We start from the raw sequence: 18,819 nt of genomic DNA, 5'->3' as shown, positions 1-18,819 counted from the left end.
ATTTCACCAGCAACCACCGCGCCGCGATAGTTGATGGGCTAACTGGGCGAGACAGCCCGCGCTATCGAGGCCGGATTCACTCGCTCGAGAGCTGCCTCGCGATCGAGTTGGCGACCCTGTTGATAGAACTCACCGAAGTCATCGGCCATCGACTGTCGCAGTCGTTGGGTCAGCGAACGCACGAAGGTATCCGTCTTGTCGTCCGCGCCCCGCAGTTGTGCGGCGGCTCCCAGCATCGCCGCGGACTCTCGGTCATAGCCTTGATCGGCAGCCCAGGTCGCGACCGCTACCGCAACCGATGCCATGATCGGCATGTCCTGGGTACCCAGAGCCGCGTCGTAGGCGAGCTCCAGACGATCGCGTGCCCGCGCAGCCCGTGCTTCTTGGTCCGGTCCGTGAGAGCACAACTCCAGCGAAGCAACTGTCGCCAGGGTGATCGCCCGAATGTGACCGTTGATCGGATGCACGGGGCTGAGCAGGTCCAACTGATCGACAAGACTTTCACGGTAGTACTCGATCGAGGCCTGGTCATTCTCCACCACAGCGATCGCGGCGAACGCCGCGTCGGCCAGTAACCGTTGCGCCCGGCTTCCGGCCTGGAAGTCCGTGGTCTTTACCAGCTCGGCTTGGCGCTTTGCGGCTTCCAGATCACCCAGACGCAGGTAGAGATCGGTAAGTCGCAGGTGCAACATCGCCTCGTCTGACGATGCCCCGAACTCCGCCAGCTGCGCAGCGGCCTGCTGATACTCATCGATGGCAAGCCGCAATTCACCATCGAGTGCGTGGACCTGGGCCAGCGCGGACAGCGTCGAAGCCAGCCCCCAGCGGTCGCCGATCTCAGAGAATATTTCGAGAGCGAGGCTGGCATCGTGACGCATTGCTTCGATGTCCCCGTTGTTCTCGTGCAGATTGGACCGAAACATCAGGGCCGCGCCGTGTACCCACGCATCCCCACACGACATCGCAGGTTCGAGCAAGCTCATAACCCGCTCGGAGTCGCCGCTGAAGAACGCCATCATCGGTCGCATCAGCATCACAACAGGATTGTCATCGGCGTCGATCTCAGCCAACCGATGCCCGATCTCGTCCAGGCGCGTCAGTGTCGCGGCGACCTCGGGCTCGGCTCCGTCGCCGAAGGTGGTCGCCATCGTGTTGAGGGCATGAACCGCCGCGGCGAGCACCTCGACTGCGCCGTCGGATTCACCTTCAGAATCAGCAGGCACGTCCAAAGCGAATGCCAACCAGGTCACCGCCTCGCTGTGGCTGCCCAGCAACGTCCAGTACCACCCAAGTGATGTCGCCAGCCGCAGGGTCTCCTCGCGCTTACCTGACTCACCGAGATACCGCAGCGCCGCAAGGGCATTGTCTCGCTCCAGATCGAGAATGCGCAGCCACGTCAACTGCTCGGCGGTGCGTAGCCACGGCTCCGCTTCGGCAACCAGCGCGGCGAAATAGCGGGCGTGCGCCATTCGGACGGCGTCCACCGCGTCTCGTTCGGACAGCCGCTCGGCGCCGTACTCGCGAATCGTCTCCAGCATTCGAAATCGAATACCAGTTGTGTCGTCAACCTGCACCAACGACTTGTCGACGAGTGCATTGAGCAAGTCTGCGATCTGATCAGCGGGCAGCGCAGCGTCGGCACAAATCGCAATCGCACTGTCGACAGTCGCCCCGGAGGGAAAGACCGACAACCGCTCGGCGAGCAAACGCTCGGTCGGGGTGAGCAGATCCCAGCTCCATTCGACCACAGCGCGTAGCGTCCGGTGGCGTGGCATAGCGACCCGGCTACCACCCGTCAGCAACCTGAAGCGGTCCGACAACCGGGCAGCGATCTCGGCGACGGGCAGGACCCGCAACCGTGCGGCGGCGAGTTCGATAGCCAACGGCAAGCCGTCCAACCGGCGGACGATCTCGACCACCGAGCTCACCGTCGACTCGTCGACGGCGAAGTCCCCGCTCACCGAAGCGGCGCGGTCTGCGAACAGTTGGACCGAGGGGTAGCTCGTCGCCTCGAGCACACTCGCATCGGCGGTCGGGAGGGTTAGCGGCGGCAGGATGCACAACGCCTCGCCATCGATTCCCAACGGCTCGCGGCTGGTGGTCAGCACGCGCAGCTGAGGACAGTGCGCGAGCAGATTGTCCAGCAGCTGAGCCACCGCACTGATCAAGTGTTCACAGTTGTCGATCACGAGCAGGCAGCTCGAGTCGGCGAGTACGTCGATGAGCCGATCCAGCGTTGCCATCCGCGCAACGTCGGTGGCTCGTTCAAGAACCTGATTGGTGCGCACGCCGAGCGAGCCGAGAATGGCCTGCGGGATGTTGGCCACTTCAGTCACCGGCGCCAGCTCTACCAGCCACACGCCGTCGTCGAGGCGCTGCGTCCAGTCGGCGGCGACGACACCGGCCAGCCTGGTCTTGCCGGCGCCTCCTGGGCCGACGATGGTTGCCAAGCGACCGGATTCGAGCAGCGTCGAAACGCGCTTCACCTCGTCGTCGCGGCCGAGAAAACTCGTGAGCGAGGAACGGAGATTGGTCTTGCGGGCCGTCCGCGGCTCGACAGCCGATCCCGGTGCGGGCGAGCGGCCGTTGGAGCTTGCCGGTCCGGGAGTTGCGCGCAGGAGTTCCAGATGTGCCTGCTGAAGGCTCGCGGTCGGGTCGCTGCCGAGCTCGTCGGCCAGCCTGCTGCGTAGGCGTTCGTACACTGCTAGAGCCTCTGCCGGTCGGCCTGACGCACTCAGAGCTGCCATCAGCAACTGCGTGAACTGCTCGCGCAGCGGGTGCTCCTGGGCCAGCAATTCCAACTCGGGGACAACATCGCCAGCTCGTCCGAGCTTCAGGTCCGCCTCGATTCGCCCGCAGATGGCGCTCAGGCGCAGGTCATTCCAGCGGACTACCGCGAAACGCGCATAGTCGGCGTCGCCGGCGTCAGACAGCGCAGGACCGCGCCACACAGCGAGTGCCTGCCGAAACACCTCTGCCGCACGAGCTGGATCATGTGCCTCGGCCGCCAACCGGGCATCACGCACGAGCTGGATGAATAGATCGGTGTCGAGTTCGACGCCGGCCAGTTGATAGCCGCCAGGTACCTGCTGCACGAGCTGCGGATTGCCGAGCGTGCGTCGAAGCCTCGATATCAAGGTCTGGAGTGCGTTGGCCTCCTCGGCCGGGGTCTGCTCGCCCCAGACGGCGTCGATCAGCTCGCTGGTGCTGACGGGGTGCTCGGCGTCGACGGCCAACCGGACCAGCAGCCGCCTCAGCCGAAGGCCTGCAACCTGCACCACCCGGCCAGAGTCGATGACCTGGACGGGTCCGAGAACGGATACTTGCACGCTTTCATCGTCTCAGGTCGCGCCAAATCATAAGGCGGGCGGTGCGCAGTGCCAGGATGATCAGATGCGAAGCAAGCTGATTCGGGTTCATACCGGCCATCAACCGCAGGTGCGCGATATCACCGCTGACTGCGAAGTCTTTCTCGCCGCTGAAGCTGCTGAGACGAGCGGTTTGCTGAACGTCTTCGTTCCGCACGCCACGGCAGGGATCGCGATTCTGGAAACCGGGGCGGGTAGCGATGAGGATCTCCTCGCGATCCTCCAGTCGCTTTTACCCGCCGATGACCGGTGGCGGCACCGACACGGTTCGGCTGGCCACGGTCGCGATCACGTGTTGCCGGCGATCATTGCCCCGCAGGCGACCATCCCTGTTCTTGATGGCCGAATGCAGCTGGGGACGTGGCAGTCGGTGTGTCTGGTCGATACGAATGTCGACAATCCCGATCGCGAGGTACGCCTCAGCTTTCTCGCCGGCTGAGGCGCACTGTCACCGCCGGCTGAGTTCGGCGTGATCGAGCCCTGCGAACCTGTGGACGAGTTTGTTGAACGGCTCCGCGGCCCCCGTCGCGTCGAACTGATGTATCGGCGCGGTGGCTGAATCTGGGCGAAGCAGATCCGCCTGCAACAGCGTGCGATAGACGTCCTTGGCGGTCTCCTCGGCGCTCGAGACCAGCGTCACCGCATCGCCGAGCACGACCGACAGCAATCCTGTGATCAAGGGGTAGTGAGTGCAGCCGAGAACGAGGGTGTCGATGTCCGCCGCCGCCAGCGGCGCAAGGTAGGACTCGGCGAGACCGAGGAGCTGCCTGCCGCTGGTGACACCGCGCTCGATGAACGGCACGAACTGCGGGCAGGCCGCCACCACGACATCGAGGTCAGGTGCAGCGGCAAAGGCGTCTTGGTAGGCACCTGAGGTAACCGTTGCGACTGTGCCGATGACGCCGACACGCCGGTTCCGGGTCGCCGCGACCGCCCGGCGGACTGCGGGGCGGATTACCTCGACGACCGGTATGTCGTACCGCTCCCGTGCATCGGCGAGGCAGGCCGAAGAGGCTGAGTTGCAGGCTATGACGAGCATCTTTACGCCCGACGCGACGAGTGAATCCATCACCTCGAGGGCGTACTTTCGCACGTCAGCAATTGCCAGCGGCCCATACGGCGCGTGGGCGGTGTCGCCGATGTAATGCAGCGCCTCGTTGGGGAGTTGGTCCAGAACGGCGCGCGCGACGGTCAGTCCGCCAACTCCGGAATCGAACATGCCGATCGGAGCTTCGGCAGATAGCGCAGGCACCGAATAAGCCTACTCAGCTGCTCATGAACGGCGGGGCGCTGCTCGGTGCCTTCGCCTTGTTCGGTCTGCGATGCATCACGTACGCGATCAGCGCGCCGACGATGAAGCCGGAAACGTGCCCGCCCCAGAACACGTTGCTGTCCAGTCTTGGCAGCAGTCCCGAGAACATCGACGAAAACACCGCCGCGACGGCGACCGCAACCGCGATCCAGACGAGTCTTCGGGAGAACCAAGCCCTTGCCAGAACATAGCCCAGCCAGCAGAAGATCACACCGCTCGCGCCGACGATGACCGAGTCACTCGGGCCAGCCAACCAGTCGATGAGGCCGGCACCCAGGATGCCGGCCAGGGTCACGATCATGAAAGCCCGGACACCGCTGATCAACATCAGCCAGGCAAGCACGACGAACGGCACCGAGTTGGCGACGAGGTGACCGGCGTTGGCGTGCAGAAACGGCGAGAAGATGATGCCGTCCAGGCCGTCGATCTTGCGTGGCTTTATTCCGAACCGCAGCAGCCGATGATCGAGGACAGCATTGACGATGAGAATGATCCACAGCACTGCGAGCATGCCGCCGGCATAGACCGCGGCGCCGGAATAGGTGGAGGGCCTGAGACCGACGGTAAGGCTGGAGTTTGCCAGCTCCTCGCGCTGTTGCTGTTTGCGGGCAGCCTGCTGCTGCGGCGTCAATCGCGACAGCGAGGCTCGTCTCGGAGGCTTCGCCGGTGTGTTGCCTGGGCTCGATGCCGTCACGCACCCAACCGTACCGGCAGTCCCAATGCCGACGCGTGCCGGATTGGTTACCTCACTCAGCTATCGCTCAAGTGCCAACAACTCGGCGAGTCGCCGGTGCGCGATACGAGGGCACTAGGCCCAGAGCTGCCCCTCTAGCCGCTCGGCGGCCTGCTGCAGCGAGCCCGAGTACGCACCGGTCGACAGGTACTTCCACCCGCCGTCGCACACCACGAAGACGACGTCGGCAGAGTCACCGGCCTTCAGAGCCTTGTCCGCGACCCCGAGCGCTGCGTGCAGAATCGCGCCGGAGGAGATGCCGCCAAAGATGCCCTCTTGCTCGACGAGATCGCGAGTGCGACGCAGCGCGTCATAGGAGGTCACCGAGAAACGCGAGCTCAACACGGAATCGTCATAGAGTTCCGGTACGAAGCCTTCGTCGATATTGCGCAGGCCATAGACAAGTTCGCCGTAGCGCGGCTCGGCCGCGATGATCTGCACACCGGGAACCTTCTCGCGCAGGAAACGGCCCGTGCCCATGAGCGTTCCGGTCGTCCCGAGCCCGGCCACGAAATGCGTGATGGACGGCAGATCCGCGAGGATCTCAGGCCCCGTTCCGTCGTAGTGCGCCTGGGCGTTCGCCGGGTTTCCGTATTGATACAGCATTACCCATTCAGGATTCTCGACTGCCAGTTTCTTCGCCAGTGCCACGGCCTGGTTCGAGCCGCCAGCGGCGGGTGAGGAGATGATCCGGGCACCGAACATCTCCAGCAGCTGACGGCGCTCCTCCGAGGTGTTCTCCGGCATCACGCACACGATGCCGTAGCCCTTCAGTTTGGCGATCATCGCGAGGGAGATGCCGGTGTTACCCGAGGTGGGTTCGAGGATCGTGCAACCCGGGGTGAGCCGTCCGTCCGCCTCTGCAGCGCTGACCATGGCCAGGGCGGCGCGGTCCTTGATCGAACCGGTGGGATTGCGATCTTCGAGTTTCGCCCACAGCCTGACTGCTGGACCCTCTGCCCCTGGTTCCCAACGCGGCGAGAGTCTCGGCAACCCCACCAGCGGTGTGCCGCCGACGGCTTCGGTGAGTGAGTTATAGCGAGTCATGTGATGACCGCATTTCTAGACGGAACCGCCAGCGGCGCTACCGCCAGCAACGGCAGGCAGGATGGTCACCGAATCACCGTCGGCCAGGGTGGTGTCGAGCGAACCGGTGAAACGGACATCTTCGTCATTGACGTAGATGTTCACGAATCGGTGTAGCGAGCCGTCGTCGGTGATCAGCCGAGCTTTGAGGCCCGAGTGCCTGCTCTCGAGGTCATCGAGCAGCGCGCCAAGATTGGCGCCGTCACCCGGCACCGCCTTCGAGCCGCCGGTGTAGCTACGCAGGATGGTCGGGATCTTGACCTCAACGGCCATGGTGTGGAACTCCTTCTACGGTGTGCACGTCAGGGTGGATCTGCCGCGCGATTGGCTACAGGACTGAGAACGACCTGGGTGTGGAAAATATGTCCTCAGACCCGTGGTCGTTGTGCGATCAGTGACAGTCGTAACAGACAGCGACGATCGTGTGCCCAAGCAGCACGCGCTCGATACCACTGTCATAGCTGGTTGGGTTCAGTGCTTCGCGAAAGTTGGTCACAACTGTGCCACCACCTGAACGGGCTCCTCAGTCACTATGCCCTCGAGGATGCGGAACGAGCGAAACTCGACGGAGTCGGGCTGCCGCGTTGAAACGAGCACGTAGTGGGCGTTCGGTTCGGAGGCGAACGATATATCGGTGCGTGAAGGATAGGCCTCGGTGGCGGTGTGCGAGTGGTAAATGATCACGGGTTCTTCGTCGGCGTCGTCCATCTCGCGCCAAACCTTGAGCTGCTCGGTCGAATCGAAGCGGTAGAACGTAGGCGAACGCTCAGCGTTGAGCATCTCGACCACTCGAACCGGACGATCCGACCCCTCCGGCCCCGCGACGATTCCGCATGCCTCGTCCGGGTGGTCCCGGCGGGCATGGGCGACGATCGCATCGTAGGTCGCCGTAGAGAGTGTCAACACAATGAACCAGGATATCCGCCACCAGCGACCGTCAGCACATCAGCCCATCAGATGCATGACGAGCATCTCTTGGACGCCGCTGAGCCAGTGGTACAGAACCGTCGACTCAGCGGCCGGATCGAGTTCCTCAGTCTCGCTGACCCCGAGCCTCGTGCCGAGCGCGAGCCGGACATCGTTGATGACGCGGATCCAGCGGTCGGCCGCCTCGTCATCGAGTTCGAAGCGTCCACCGCCGACCGGCAGCTCCGCGCGACAGGCCTGGATGCGAGCGCAACGCTCAGCTCTGAGGTCGGCAGCTACGAGTTGCCGGAATTCGGCCGACGCCTCGTCGTCATCGGTGTAGCCATCCGGGTAAAGGCGTGCGATGACCGGATCGACCGAGCCCGCTGCCTGCTCGTACGGCGCGTCGTCCGTGCTGAGCAGTTCGGCCAGATCGTCGAAGATGTCACCCAGCAGAGCGGCCTCCTGAGGCAGCAGATCGACCCGCAGAGTCGCGTGCTTCCGGCGTACTTTCATCCACGTACTTTCATCCGCGCACCTGCATCATGAATCGCGCTGGATCGTGGCCCAGAGACCGTAGCCGTGCAGCGTCGCGGTGTCGCCTTCCATCCGCTCCCGCGGACCCGAAGAAACGACGGCCTTACCTTTGTTGTGCACATCGAGCATCATTGCGGTGGCCTTGTCCTTCGGATAGCCGAACACCTTCATCAGGACATGGGTCACATAGCTCATCAGGTTGACCGGGTCATTCCACACGACGGTGACCCAAGGCCGATCTGGATCGATCTGTTCCTGTTCATCAGAGCGCTGTTCGGTAACGGGCTCCAGCAGGGGTGTCGACGCGGTTGTCACCATTCAATGGTGTCACGGCGCTCATCTGGCAGCATCTAGAACATGGACGCTGTCGGCAGTTCCTCAGCTCTGTTTACCGACCGTTACGAACTAACAATGCTGAAAGCCGCATTAGCCGATGGCACCGCGTCGCGCCACTGTTCCTTCGAGGTCTTCGGTCGCCGTCTGCCCGACGGCAGGCGCTTCGGCGTGGCCGGTGGAATCGGCAGGCTGTTGGAGGCGATCGCGGCCTTTCGCTTCACGCCAGGCCAACTAAGCGGGCTGACTGAAGCCGGAGTGATCGACGACCCGACAGCGGAGTACCTGGCCAGCTATCGGTTCAGCGGTGATATCGACGGCTATGCCGAGGGCGAGCCGTACTTTCCCTATTCGCCGATCCTCTCGGTCAGGGGCACGTTCGCCGAGGCGGTCCTGCTGGAGACGCTGGCGCTCTCGATCCTCAACCATGATTCGGCCATCGCGGCGGCGGCTGCCCGGATGGTGGTCGCCGCCGGTGACCGTCCGTTGATCGAGATGGGCTCGCGCCGCACCCATGAGGCTGCAGCCGTTTCGGCAGCGCGGATCGCGTACTTGGTCGGCTTCGCCTCGACTTCGAACCTCGCGGCCGGCGAGCGTTACAGCCTTCCCACTGCGGGGACGGCGGCTCACGCCTTCATCTTGTTGCATGACACCGAGGAAGCTGCTTTCGCCTCGCAAATCAAGGCATCCGGGGTTGCTACGACCTTGCTCGTCGACACATACGACATCGGCCTGGGCATCGAAAAGGCCGTTGCGGTGGCCGGCCCAGCGCTCGGAGCGATCCGGATCGACTCGGGCGACCTAGCCGTGATGGCGCACCAGTCACGCGCCCAACTTGACGCGCTGGGAGCATCCGGCACCAAGATCGTGGTGAGCGGGGACCTGGACGAGTACTCGATCGCTGGGTTGGCAGCCGCGCCAGTTGACATCTACGGCGCTGGGACAGCTGTCGTCGTCGGCTCCGGGGCACCTACCGCAGGTCTGGTCTACAAACTCGTCGAAGTCGACCAGCGCCCGGTGGAGAAACGCAGCGAGAACAAAGCCAGCCGCGGTGGCCGCAAACTTGCCTATCGCCGCCATCGGGCGTCGGGTACGGCGACCGAGGAGCGGGTCGTCCTGGGCAGCGCCGACTACGTCCCGGCCGAGCGGGACCGTCTGCTGACTGTTCCCCTGATGCGCGCAGGTCAACCGGTCGACCAACCGTCGTTGGAGCAGTCCCGGGCACATCACCGCAAGGCAATCGAGGCACTTCCGTGGGAGGCACTGAAACTGTCGAAGGGCGACCCCGGCCTGCCGGTGGTGTTCGACTGATCACCCCACCGCAGGGCCGCTCGGCATGGGTCGCAGGGCCGGTCAGTCCAGTTAGTTGCAGGGGCCGGTCAGCTCAGTGAACTGTTCGACTCGGCGACCTCATCGTCGAGATCTGCGGCTTCGATCTCTGAGCGGGAGATACCCAGGATGTAGAGCACCACGTCCAGGAACGGGTGATTGACTGCCACCTCGGCGCTATCACGCAGCGCGGCTTTGGCGTTGAACGCGATGCCGAGCCCAGCTGTCCGCAGCATGTCGATGTCGTTGGCACCGTCGCCGATTGCCACCGTCTGCGCCAGCGGAACTTCGAACGACTCGGCAAAGCGGCGCAGCGCGGTCGCTTTACCCGCGCGATCGACGATATCGCCCAGCACCCGTCCGGTGACTTTGCCGTCAACGATCTCGAGAACGTTGGCCGCGGCGAAGTCCAGGCCAAGCTCGGTCACGAACCGATCGGTCAGGACCGTGAAACCGCCGGATACGACTCCCACCGTGTAACCGAGGCGCTTTAGCGTACGCACCATGGTTCGGGCGCCGGCCGTCAGTTGAAGGCTGTCGCGGACCTGCTCGACGTCGGCCAGTGACAGCCCTGCCAACAGCTTGACCCGGCGGGTCAGCGATTCGGTGAAGTCGAGGTCGCCGGCCATTGCCTCGGCCGTGATCGAGGCCACCTGATCCTCGACACCAGCACGTCTGGCCAGCTCATCGATGGCCTCACCCTGGACCAGCGTCGAATCGACGTCCAACACGACCAGGCGCTTGGCGCGCCTAGCCAGGCCAGCACGTTCGACGGCGATGTCAAGGCCGGTGTCACTGGCCGCGCTCACGAGGGTTCCCCGCAACTTAGTCTCGTCGGCGTCCGCGACGATCATGTCAAGACTCGAAACCGGGTACGTCGACAACTGGGTTACCGATTCGATGTTTCCGCCGACGTCGGCGATGCGCTGGGTTACGTCGGCGATGGACCCGGGGCGGAGCGGATGCCCGAGCACGATGACGTGCAACTTCGGCTTGCCCGGGGCGGCGGGCTGGGAGTGCGAGCGCGTGGGCGAATCGCCGGGTTGCTCGAGGACTACGACCTCGTGCTCCATCCCCAGCGCGGCGCAGGTGTTGCTGATCGAGCGCCGCAACGAAGCCGGATCACCGCGGAGATCTACGACCACACCCAGGATCAGTCGCTCGCGGATCACGACCTGTTCAACATCGACGACGTCGACATCATGCGCCGCGAACGCGGAGAAGAGCGCGGCGGTTACCCCGGACCGATCACGTCCGGAGACGGTTATCAGCACACCGATTGGATCCATCAGAATTCTTCCCGATCACAGCGGACGTCGATGACGCCGACGCCAGCTGTGATGAGAACGCTAATTCCCTGGATCCGGGTCTCTCTGGCCCTGGCGGTCGCCATTGCTGCCCACACTTACCTTGCCGACCTCTTCGACGAACTTGTGCTTCTTGTCCGCGTGCGCTTCACGCTCGAGCCGATCGATGAGGTGCGGGTAGTGCGCCTCGAAAGCCGGCCGTTCGGATCGAATCCGTGGCATCGAGGTGAAGTTGTGGCGCGGCGGCGGGCAGGACGTCGCCCACTCCAGGGAGTTGCCGTGACCCCAGGGGTCGTCGGCTGTCACAACCTCACCGAAGCGGTAGGACTTGTAGATGTTGTAGAGGAACGGCAGCATCGACGCGCCGAGCAGGAACGAGCCGAGAGTTGAGATCGTGTTCAGCGTCGTGAACCCGTCGCCCGGTAAGTAGTCGGCGTAGCGGCGCGGCATGCCTTCGTTTCCGAGCCAGTGCTGAACCAGGAACGTGGCGTGGAATCCGAAGAACGTCAGCCAGAAGTGCAGCTTGCCCAACCGCTCGTCCATGTAGCGGCCGGTGAACTTCGGGAACCAGAAGTAGACGCCCGCATAGGCAGCAAACACGATGGTTCCGAAGAGCACGTAGTGGAAGTGGGCCACCACGAAGTAGGAGTCCGACACCTGGAAGTCGACTGGCGGCATGGCCAGTAGAACGCCGGTCAGGCCACCGAACAGGAAGGTGACCAGGAAGCCGACCGAGAACAGCATCGGGGTCTCGAAGGTGATCGAGCCTCGCCAAAGGGTGCCGATCCAGTTGAAGAACTTCAGACCCGTCGGGACAGCGATCAACAGCGACATGAAGGAGAAGAACGGCAGCAGCACGGCGCCGGTGGCGAACATGTGGTGAGCCCAGACGGTCAAGGACAGGGCAGCAATCGACAGCGTTGCCAGCACCAAGCCCTTGTAGCCGAACAGCGGTTTTCGGCTGAAGACCGGGAAGATCTCTGACACCACCCCGAAGAAGGGTAAGGCCAGGATGTAGACCTCCGGATGGCCGAAGAACCAGAACAGGTGCTGCCACAGAATGGCGCCGCCATTGTTGGAGGCGAAGACCTGGCCGCCGAGATGGCGATCAACCCACAGCACCAGCAGCGCGGCGGTCAGGATCGGGAAGGCGAGCAGCACCAGTAGTGACGTGACCAGCGTGTTCCACACGAAGATCGGCATCCGGAACATCGTCATTCCCGGAGCGCGCAGCGTGATGATGGTCGTTACAAAGTTCACGCCGCCGAGGATCGTACCCAGGCCGGAGATCGCCAGGCCGATGATCCAGAAGTCGGTACCGGTGCCGGGCGAGTTGATCTCGTTGTTGAGCGGCAGGTAGAACGTCCAGCCACCGTCGGCGGCACCGCCCGGGGTGAGGAAGCCCGCGCATGCGGTCGTTGCACCAAACAGATAGAGCCAGTACGAAAAGGCGTTCAGCCGCGGGAAGGCGACGTCGGGTGCGCCGATCTGCAGCGGAACGACCAGGTTTGCGAAGGCGAAGACCAAGGGCGTGGCGAAGAACAGCAACATGATGGTGCCGTGCATCGTGAACAACTGGTTGTACTGCTCGGGCGTCAAGAATTGCATGCCCGGTCGCGCCAACTCGGCGCGCATGATCAGGGCCAGCACTCCCCCGAACATGAAGAAGGTGAACGACGTCACCATGTACATCCGACCGATGAGCTTGTGGTCGGTGGTGTGCAGCATCTTGAGGAACAGCGATCCCTTGGGATCGGGCGTCGCCGGATACGGGCGCGTCACGATCGGCATGGGCTCGATGTCCAACGGGCTCACGATGATCGGCTCAGCAGTCGTGGTCAAACCAGCCTCCGGCAACTTGTTTCAGCTGTTCAGGCCGGCACCCGCTGTCAACGCAGAACCGCCGTTAACGCATAGAGGTACATCGTCCCGAGCTTCCTTCCAGAGGATAACCACCATCGGCCCGACGGCAGGCACCGACCCGGCCGGTTTGTCCCTGGGTCGTCGCCCAGCGTGCCTCGGCAGGACTTAGCGCAAAGTTCATCTGGGCGTCGGGTTTCGCTCGGCGGCAGATCGCGCGGTGCGGCAACACTGTGAACGTGCGGGTTGCCCTCGTCGCAGAAACCTTTCGACCGGCCGTGAACGGCGTGGTCAACTCCGTCGTCCGAACCGCCGATCACTTGGCGCGTCAGGGGCACGAGCCGGTCGTGATCGCACCGTCCGGCGACACCTACCGCTCCGATGCAGGTCAGCGCATCCAGGTCATCGCCGTCCCGAGTACGTCGTTGCCCGGCTACGCCGGTCTGTCGATCGCGCGACCCGGTCTGGACCTGCGCGATGCGCTGGCGGAGGTGGCGCCCGACGTCATACATCTGGCATCCCCGCTGATGCTCGGCTGGTCCGCGGCGGTCGCCGGTCGCGCGTTGGGAATACCGTCCATCGCGGTCTTCCAGACCGACCTGAGCGGCTTCTTTCGGCGTTACCGCGTGGGCTTCGCCTCCGGTGTCCTGTGGTCACGGCTGAGGCGCCTGCACAGTCTGGCCGACCTGACGCTGGTGCCCTCATCGGCGACGGCCAACCAACTTCGGGCGCACGGCATCGGCCCGCTGGCGATTTGGCAACGCGGGGTCGACGCCGAGCGGTTCCACCCGAAGCACCGCAGCGAGCTGTTACGTGCCGAGACCGGCGGGCTGGGCACGATGCTCGTCGGCTACGTCGGGCGGCTCGCGGCGGAGAAGCGAGTCGAGCTGCTAGCGCCGGCCAGCCGCCTCGGCGGCGTGCAGCTTGTGATCGTCGGTGACGGGCCGAAACGTGCAGCCCTCGAGCGCGCGATGCCGCACGCTACGTTCACCGGGCTCCAGACCGGGCACGACTTGTCGCGGCTGATGGCCAGCTTCGATCTGCTCGTCAACCCCGGCGCGGACGAGACCTTCTGCCAGGTCGTGCAGGAGGCGCTTGCGGCTGGCGTGCCGGTCCTGACCGCTGCCGCGGGCGGACCGCTCGATCTGGTGCGACACGGCGAGAACGGCTGGTTATGGTCCGGTGACGACCCGAAGGTGCTCGCCGCACAGATCTCTGCGCTTCGGGCGGATCGTCGAACCTTGGTCGCCGCAGCCCGGCAAGCACGTCCCTCTGTCGTAGCTCGCACCTGGAGTCGGATCGGCGACGAACTCATCGGGCATTACCGCGCGGTCATCGGGCTTCGAGCGAACACGGGCGACGCCGTCAAACCGAGGAGCGCAGTCAAGCCGAGGAGCGCCGTCATCCCGATCGGCCCTATCCCGATCGGTGCGCACCCGAACAGCGCCCGGCCGGCGCATCGAAAGAGCGTGCCGGGCAGCGCTGCCCGGTGATGCGGATCGTCCAGCTGGCGAACTTCTACACACCTTCCTCGGGCGGCCTGCGGGTAGCCGTCGATCGTCTGGGTGCCGGATACCGCGAACATGGCCATGAGACGACCCTGATCGTGCCGGGCCCGGCCAGCCGAGAGCGTCCTGGCCTGATCCAGATCGCCGCGCCAAAGCTGCCCAACGGCAGCGGTTATCGGGTCATCCTCTCCCGCCGAGCCGTGTTGCGCGCTCTAGCGGACGCTAAGCCCGACCTCATCGAGGTGCACGACAAAATACTCCAGCACTGGGTTTCGGTCTGGGCGAGAACGCTGCGGATTCCGGTGATCGCGGTATCGCATGAGCGCCTGGACATCACCCTTCGACACTTCGTGTCGAAACCGCTCGCCGCGCTGGTCCCGACATTCGCGCGGCGCCTCGCGATCAGGGCGCTGGACGAATGCGATCGACTCGTCGTGTGCTCGGAGTTCGCAGCCGACGAGTTTCGACATCTCGGCGCCGATAACGGTGCTCTGCGGGTGGTGCCGCTCGGCGTTGATCTCGATCAATTCCGGCCCATGCCCGTCGACCGCTCTGCCACCAACTGCTCTGTCACCAAGAACCACTCTGCCACCCAGAACCACTGTGCCGCCGAGGACCAATCTGCCGCCGAGGCTGGTGGCGCGCAGCCGATCGAGCTGATCACGGTCAGCAGACTTTCGGCGGAAAAGCGGCCAGACCTTGCCATCAGCACCCTGGCCGAGCTGCATCGCCGTGGCGTCCCTGCCCGCCTGACGCTGGTCGGCAAGGGACCGCAAGAACGACGGCTGCGGCGCCAAGTCGCCGAGATCGCGAAGGGTGCGAACCACTCTCGCGGCAATGACGCGAGATGCGGCCGGTCGATCGGGCCGCTCGACGTTCGCTTCGCCGGCTACGTCCGCCCGGCGACCCGAGTGGCCGAGCTCTTCTCTGCCGCGGACGTGGCCCTCGTACCCGGGCCGGCCGAGACGTTCGGACTCGCCGCGTTGGAGGCACTCGCCTGTGGAACCCCTACCGTCGCCGTTCGCAGTGCGGGTGCGGCCGAGATCGCGAATATCGATCAACGGGCTGGGCGGGCGGCAGCGGCTGACCCGGTCAGCTTCGCCGATGCGGTCAGCGCGTTATTGGCTACCGACGCCGCTAGTCGCCGTCGGGCCGCGCGTGAGGTCGCCGAACAGTTCACCTGGGCCAGAACCGTCACCTCGATGATCAACATCCAAGCCGAGTTGGTTGAGTAGTTTTAGCCAGAGAGGAACGCAGCTCAGGCTCGAGCGAATTGGCGGCTCACCACGGCCGTCGGACAGGACGAATCGATGAGTGTGAAGATCGGCTACAAGGCATCGGCGGAGCAGTTCGGCCCCCGCGAACTACTGAACTACGCGGTACAGGCCGAGCAAGTCGGACTCGACAGCGTCACGATCTCAGATCATTTTCAGCCATGGCAGCACGATGGCGGCCATGCGCCGTTCTCCATCGCGTGGCTGGCCGCGGTTGGTGAGCGAACGGAGCGAGTTCAGCTGGGGACATCGGTGCTGACCCCGACGTTTCGCTACAACCCGGCGATCATCGCGCAAGCGTTCGGTACCCTCGCATGCTTGTATCCGGATCGCGTGATGCTCGGCATTGGTACCGGTGAAGCTTTGAACGAGGTATCGGTAGCCAGACTCGAATGGCCTGATTTCAAAGAGCGATTCGCCAGGCTACGAGAATCGGTCGACCTGATGCGCGCGCTTTGGAACGGCGAACGAGTCACGTTCGAAGGCGAGTACTACCAAACCACGGACGCCACCGTCTATGACCGACCATCGAAGCCCGTGCCGATCTATGTGGCGGCAGGCGGGCCGTTGGTGGCGCGCTATGCCGGACGGGCTGGTGAGGGCTTCATCTGCACCTCAGGCAAGGGACGCGAGCTCTACGAAGACAAGTTGCTGCCCGCCGTCGACGAAGGTCTGGAGAAGGCGGGACGGGCCGCGGACTCGATCGATCGCATGATCGAGATCAAGCTTTCCTATGATCCTGATCCGGATCTGGCACAGGAGAACTGTCGATTCTGGGCGCCGTTGGCCCTGACCGCGGAACAGAAGCACGGCCTGCACGATCCGATCCAGATGCAGGCAGCCGGCGCCGAACTGCCGATCGAGCAGGTCGCGTCGCGCTGGATCGTCGCATCGAAACCTGAGCAGGCCATGGAGCAGATCAAGCCCTACCTTGACCTGGGTTTCGACCATCTGGTCTTTCACGGGCCGGGACATGACCAGTCAAGGTTCCTGTCCGCGTTCAGCGAGCAGGTTCTGCCGATGCTGCGGGCCTACAAGCCCGCCTGATCACGACCGACCAGCCTTTGAACCGACCAGCCTTTCAACCGAAGCTGTGGCCGGCCGCGTGCTCGGCCTCGATCACGTAGGCGGCGCGACCGGTTCGCAGTGGGTAGGGCTGCCCGGTGTACTTCTTCGAGATCCGGTCGATGATCTGCCAGCCGATCTCGCCGTCGACCTGCTCAACAACGCGCCCGCGAATCTCGGCCATCGTGAACGGCTGATCGCGATCGGTGACCGAGATCGCGACGCGTGGGTCGCGGGCAAAGTTGCGGGCCTTGCGAGAGTGTGGATCGGTGAAACACGATGCGGTCGTTCTCGACATCGATCCACAGCGGCACGCTGTGCGGTGATCCGTCCGGGAGCAGGGTGGCCAGGTGGGCATAGTTCGGGCGCTCGAGCAGGCTTCGAACGACTTGGGGTAGGGCGCTCATGATGATTCCCCCTGCAGGGTCGGCGGCAGCTTGAAGTGATCGAACAGGCTCGCGTCGAACGTTGTTATCTCAGCGACCCCGCCGTCTGCGACGCGGATGACGTCGAGCTTGAAGGCGCGGAATTCGAATTCGCCCGGACGCCGCAGGTAGGCGGCCGCCGCGGGTAGCCGATTCGCCGAGGTGATGACCAAGCGCCAGTCCCCCATGCTGCCGACGCCGAACGCCCACTGCACGAGTTCGGTGACCTGCTCGCGCCCGTCATAGAAGGTCGGGCTCGGAGGCATGGTCACGCGTATATCGGCGCGCATCAAGGCGATCGATGCGGCAGAGTCTGCTCGTTCGTGGGCGTCGACGAACCGCTCGAGAAGGTCGCGTTCGGCTGCGCTACGTTCAGCTACGTCCCAGTCCAGGCGGTCCGCGGGGAGTTGCTGCCGAAGCGTCGCACGGGCGCGCTGCAGCGCACTGGTGGTCGACGCGAGCGTGAGTTCGAGTGCCTCGGCGGCCTCCGCTGCGGGCCAACCGAGCACATCTCGCAGAATCAAGACCGCCCGCTGCCGTGCGGGCAAGAACTGAATCGCCGCAATGAACGCCAGCTCTATGGTTTCCCTCGCGATCACGGCATTCTCAGGATCAGCGTTGGCCGGTGCTGCCTGATCCAGGAGCGAGTCCGGGTACGGCTGCAACCACGGGACCTCCGCAAACGAACTGAACGCCCGCACCTGCCGCTGTCTGCGGCGCAATACGTCGAGGCAGACGTTGGTCGCTATCCGGTAGAGCCAGGCGCGAAAGTTCGTACCGTCGGTGAAGCTGCCCCGACTGTCCCAAGCACGAAGCAGTGCGTCTTGAACGGCGTCCTCCGCGTCGACGAACGACCCGAGCATTCGATAACAGTGCACGTGTAATTCGCGCCGATGTCGCTCGACGAGCAGATCGAACGGCGTTTCGTCAGTCGGATCAGGTGCCGTCGCTGGCCTCATATCTGTTGTATTCATACCCATCAAACGCCTGCCGCGACGATTACTAATCGGTCTTGCTGTCAGCTGCAGCTGAAATGCGCTCTAGGTTTGGCGCTGCGCTGCTCGCTCCACGCGCGGGGTCGCGTCGGCGGTCTGCTGGATCCATTGCCACGCGCGCTCGACCTGGCCGTCCAGTTCCGGCAGATCTCCGGCATTGTCGATCACGAAGTCGGCGTGCGCGACGCGCTGTTCGGGTGGTAGCTGCAGGGCCACCCGGGCCCGGGCGTCCTCGGCGTTCATGCCGCGATGCGTCACGAGCCTCGAGACCGCGATCTCGACCGGCGCGACGGTGACGATCAACCCCTCCTGCCCGTACATGCGTTGGTTACCCATGGCCGATTCCATGATGACCACATCGTCGCTGCCCTGGTGGAGCAATGCCCGCCGCACGATTTCGTTCTCGGTGATCGGTGCGACCATCGCGGTGATCTCAGCGAGCTGGGCTTTGTCGTGGAAGACCACTCGGGCCAGCGCGGCGCGATCCAGGTAGCCGCTTTCGTCGAGGATATCGACGCCCCAACGCTCGACGATCTGATCGAAGAGTGGCTGTCCGGGCTGCTGCAGCTCCCGCGAGAGCTGGTCGACGTCAATGACCTCAGCGCCCTTGAGCGCCAGCCGACGGCCGACTTCGGATTTACCGCTACCGATACCGCCGCTGAGACCGACGAACTTCACGTTCGGGATGCTAACAGCGATCATCTTTGCGTGACCGCGCAGCTTCGCCGGCTTGTCCGGCCAACAGGTCGTCCACAGCTCACACCTTTGAATGTCACATAGC

At 64.2% G+C, this 18,819-nt stretch carries 18 protein-coding genes; 5 read left to right on the top strand and 13 right to left on the bottom strand.

Annotated elements, in window-relative coordinates; all coding sequences use genetic code 11:
• Positions 1-38 precede the first annotated feature (38 nt).
• Positions 39-3,329 (bottom strand): BTAD domain-containing putative transcriptional regulator, encoded by a 3,291-nt coding sequence (locus ACSMXN_RS08995; RefSeq protein WP_022911524.1) that lies wholly within the window; start codon positions 3,327-3,329, stop codon positions 39-41.
• 64 nt (positions 3,330-3,393) lie between these two features.
• On the opposite strand from ACSMXN_RS08995, the gene ACSMXN_RS08990 reads away from it, so the two are divergent.
• A complete protein-coding gene (locus ACSMXN_RS08990) occupies positions 3,394-3,807 on the top strand; it encodes a secondary thiamine-phosphate synthase enzyme YjbQ (protein WP_022911523.1) in 414 nt (137 codons plus the stop codon).
• Positions 3,808-3,816: 9 nt separating this feature from the next.
• On the opposite strand, the gene murI is transcribed toward ACSMXN_RS08990, so the two are convergent.
• The 7 genes from murI to clpS form a co-directional block, all read right to left on the bottom strand.
• Positions 3,817-4,587 carry a glutamate racemase gene (gene murI / locus ACSMXN_RS08985; RefSeq protein ID WP_035942305.1) on the bottom strand — a complete coding sequence of 257 codons (771 nt, stop codon included), beginning with the start codon at positions 4,585-4,587 and terminating at the stop codon, positions 3,817-3,819.
• 46 nt (positions 4,588-4,633) lie between these two features.
• Positions 4,634-5,374: a rhomboid family intramembrane serine protease gene (locus tag ACSMXN_RS08980; RefSeq protein ID WP_022911521.1), complete on the bottom strand. Its 741-nt coding sequence runs from the start codon at positions 5,372-5,374 to the stop codon at positions 4,634-4,636.
• Between the two features lie 114 nt (positions 5,375-5,488).
• Entirely contained in the window at positions 5,489-6,460 is a 972-nt protein-coding gene (locus ACSMXN_RS08975; protein ID WP_022911520.1) for a cysteine synthase, read from the bottom strand.
• Positions 6,461-6,475: 15 nt separating this feature from the next.
• The gene (locus tag ACSMXN_RS08970; RefSeq protein ID WP_022911519.1) at positions 6,476-6,772 is read right to left on the bottom strand and encodes a MoaD family protein; all 297 of its coding nucleotides are present in this window, start codon (positions 6,770-6,772) and stop codon (positions 6,476-6,478) included.
• A gap of 219 nt (positions 6,773-6,991) precedes the next feature.
• A complete protein-coding gene (locus ACSMXN_RS08965; RefSeq protein ID WP_022911517.1) occupies positions 6,992-7,405 on the bottom strand; it encodes a M67 family metallopeptidase in 414 nt (137 codons plus the stop codon).
• Positions 7,406-7,444: 39 nt separating this feature from the next.
• Entirely contained in the window at positions 7,445-7,921 is a 477-nt protein-coding gene (locus tag ACSMXN_RS08960; RefSeq protein ID WP_022911516.1) for a DUF2017 family protein, read from the bottom strand.
• Between the two features lie 27 nt (positions 7,922-7,948).
• Positions 7,949-8,236: an ATP-dependent Clp protease adapter ClpS gene (gene clpS, locus ACSMXN_RS08955; RefSeq protein ID WP_455407772.1), complete on the bottom strand. Its 288-nt coding sequence runs from the start codon at positions 8,234-8,236 to the stop codon at positions 7,949-7,951.
• 63 nt (positions 8,237-8,299) lie between these two features.
• On the opposite strand from clpS, the gene ACSMXN_RS08950 reads away from it, so the two are divergent.
• Positions 8,300-9,586, top strand: a complete 1,287-nt coding sequence (locus tag ACSMXN_RS08950) for a nicotinate phosphoribosyltransferase (protein ID WP_022911514.1) — start codon at positions 8,300-8,302, stop codon at positions 9,584-9,586.
• A 68-nt stretch (positions 9,587-9,654) separates the two neighbouring features.
• Here ACSMXN_RS08950 and serB read toward each other — a convergent pair whose 3' ends face one another.
• Together serB and ctaD are read right to left on the bottom strand one after the other, a co-directional pair.
• Positions 9,655-10,893, bottom strand: a complete 1,239-nt coding sequence (gene serB / locus ACSMXN_RS08945; protein ID WP_022911513.1) for a phosphoserine phosphatase SerB — start codon at positions 10,891-10,893, stop codon at positions 9,655-9,657.
• Between the two features lie 60 nt (positions 10,894-10,953).
• Entirely contained in the window at positions 10,954-12,702 is a 1,749-nt protein-coding gene (gene ctaD / locus ACSMXN_RS08940) for an aa3-type cytochrome oxidase subunit I (RefSeq protein ID WP_035942829.1), read from the bottom strand.
• 308 nt (positions 12,703-13,010) lie between these two features.
• On the opposite strand from ctaD, the gene ACSMXN_RS08935 reads away from it, so the two are divergent.
• The 3 genes from ACSMXN_RS08935 to fgd all read left to right on the top strand — a co-directional run bounded on the left by ACSMXN_RS08935 (position 13,011) and on the right by fgd (position 16,600).
• On the top strand, positions 13,011-14,264 hold the full coding sequence (locus ACSMXN_RS08935) for a glycosyltransferase family 4 protein (protein WP_081648961.1): 1,254 nt from the start codon (positions 13,011-13,013) through the stop codon (positions 14,262-14,264).
• Complete coding sequence (locus tag ACSMXN_RS08930) at positions 14,264-15,514, top strand: glycosyltransferase (RefSeq protein WP_022911510.1); 1,251 nt, start codon at positions 14,264-14,266, stop codon at positions 15,512-15,514. The genes ACSMXN_RS08935 and ACSMXN_RS08930 overlap by 1 nt, the downstream gene beginning before the upstream one ends.
• A 75-nt stretch (positions 15,515-15,589) precedes the next feature.
• The gene (gene fgd, locus ACSMXN_RS08925; RefSeq protein ID WP_027138985.1) at positions 15,590-16,600 is read left to right on the top strand and encodes a glucose-6-phosphate dehydrogenase (coenzyme-F420); all 1,011 of its coding nucleotides are present in this window, start codon (positions 15,590-15,592) and stop codon (positions 16,598-16,600) included.
• Between the two features lie 34 nt (positions 16,601-16,634).
• On the opposite strand, the gene ACSMXN_RS08920 is transcribed toward fgd, so the two are convergent.
• From ACSMXN_RS08920 to coaE, 3 genes are all read right to left on the bottom strand, one after another.
• Positions 16,635-16,916, bottom strand: a complete 282-nt coding sequence (locus ACSMXN_RS08920; protein ID WP_455407737.1) for a hypothetical protein — start codon at positions 16,914-16,916, stop codon at positions 16,635-16,637.
• Positions 16,917-17,021: 105 nt separating this feature from the next.
• Positions 17,022-18,002: an RNA polymerase subunit sigma-70 gene (locus tag ACSMXN_RS08915; protein WP_022911508.1), complete on the bottom strand. Its 981-nt coding sequence runs from the start codon at positions 18,000-18,002 to the stop codon at positions 17,022-17,024.
• An 81-nt stretch (positions 18,003-18,083) separates the two neighbouring features.
• Positions 18,084-18,716 (bottom strand): dephospho-CoA kinase, encoded by a 633-nt coding sequence (coaE, locus tag ACSMXN_RS08910; protein WP_022911507.1) that lies wholly within the window; start codon positions 18,714-18,716, stop codon positions 18,084-18,086.
• Between the last annotated feature and the right edge of the window lie 103 nt (positions 18,717-18,819).

Source organism: Parajatrophihabitans canadensis (assembly GCF_053764775.1).
The sequence above is the reverse complement of the archived record's forward strand: the minus strand, read 5'-3'. Positions and strand labels throughout refer to the sequence as shown.

Coding starts and splice junctions, on each gene's coding strand:
- murI (WP_035942305.1), bottom strand. CDS start 4,587: ATGTTCGATTCCGGAGTTGGCGGACTGACCGTCGCGCGCGCCGTTCTG.
- ACSMXN_RS08960 (WP_022911516.1), bottom strand. CDS start 7,921: ATGAAAGTACGCCGGAAGCACGCGACTCTGCGGGTCGATCTGCTGCCT.
- ACSMXN_RS08975 (WP_022911520.1), bottom strand. CDS start 6,460: ATGACTCGCTATAACTCACTCACCGAAGCCGTCGGCGGCACACCGCTG.
- ctaD (WP_035942829.1), bottom strand. CDS start 12,702: ATGCCGATCGTGACGCGCCCGTATCCGGCGACGCCCGATCCCAAGGGA.
- fgd (WP_027138985.1), top strand. CDS start 15,590: ATGAGTGTGAAGATCGGCTACAAGGCATCGGCGGAGCAGTTCGGCCCC.
- ACSMXN_RS08915 (WP_022911508.1), bottom strand. CDS start 18,002: ATGAGGCCAGCGACGGCACCTGATCCGACTGACGAAACGCCGTTCGAT.
- ACSMXN_RS08920 (WP_455407737.1), bottom strand. CDS start 16,916: ATGTCGAGAACGACCGCATCGTGTTTCACCGATCCACACTCTCGCAAG.
- serB (WP_022911513.1), bottom strand. CDS start 10,893: ATGGATCCAATCGGTGTGCTGATAACCGTCTCCGGACGTGATCGGTCC.
- ACSMXN_RS08950 (WP_022911514.1), top strand. CDS start 8,300: ATGGACGCTGTCGGCAGTTCCTCAGCTCTGTTTACCGACCGTTACGAA.
- ACSMXN_RS08970 (WP_022911519.1), bottom strand. CDS start 6,772: ATGGCCGTTGAGGTCAAGATCCCGACCATCCTGCGTAGCTACACCGGC.
- ACSMXN_RS08990 (WP_022911523.1), top strand. CDS start 3,394: ATGCGAAGCAAGCTGATTCGGGTTCATACCGGCCATCAACCGCAGGTG.
- ACSMXN_RS08930 (WP_022911510.1), top strand. CDS start 14,264: ATGCGGATCGTCCAGCTGGCGAACTTCTACACACCTTCCTCGGGCGGC.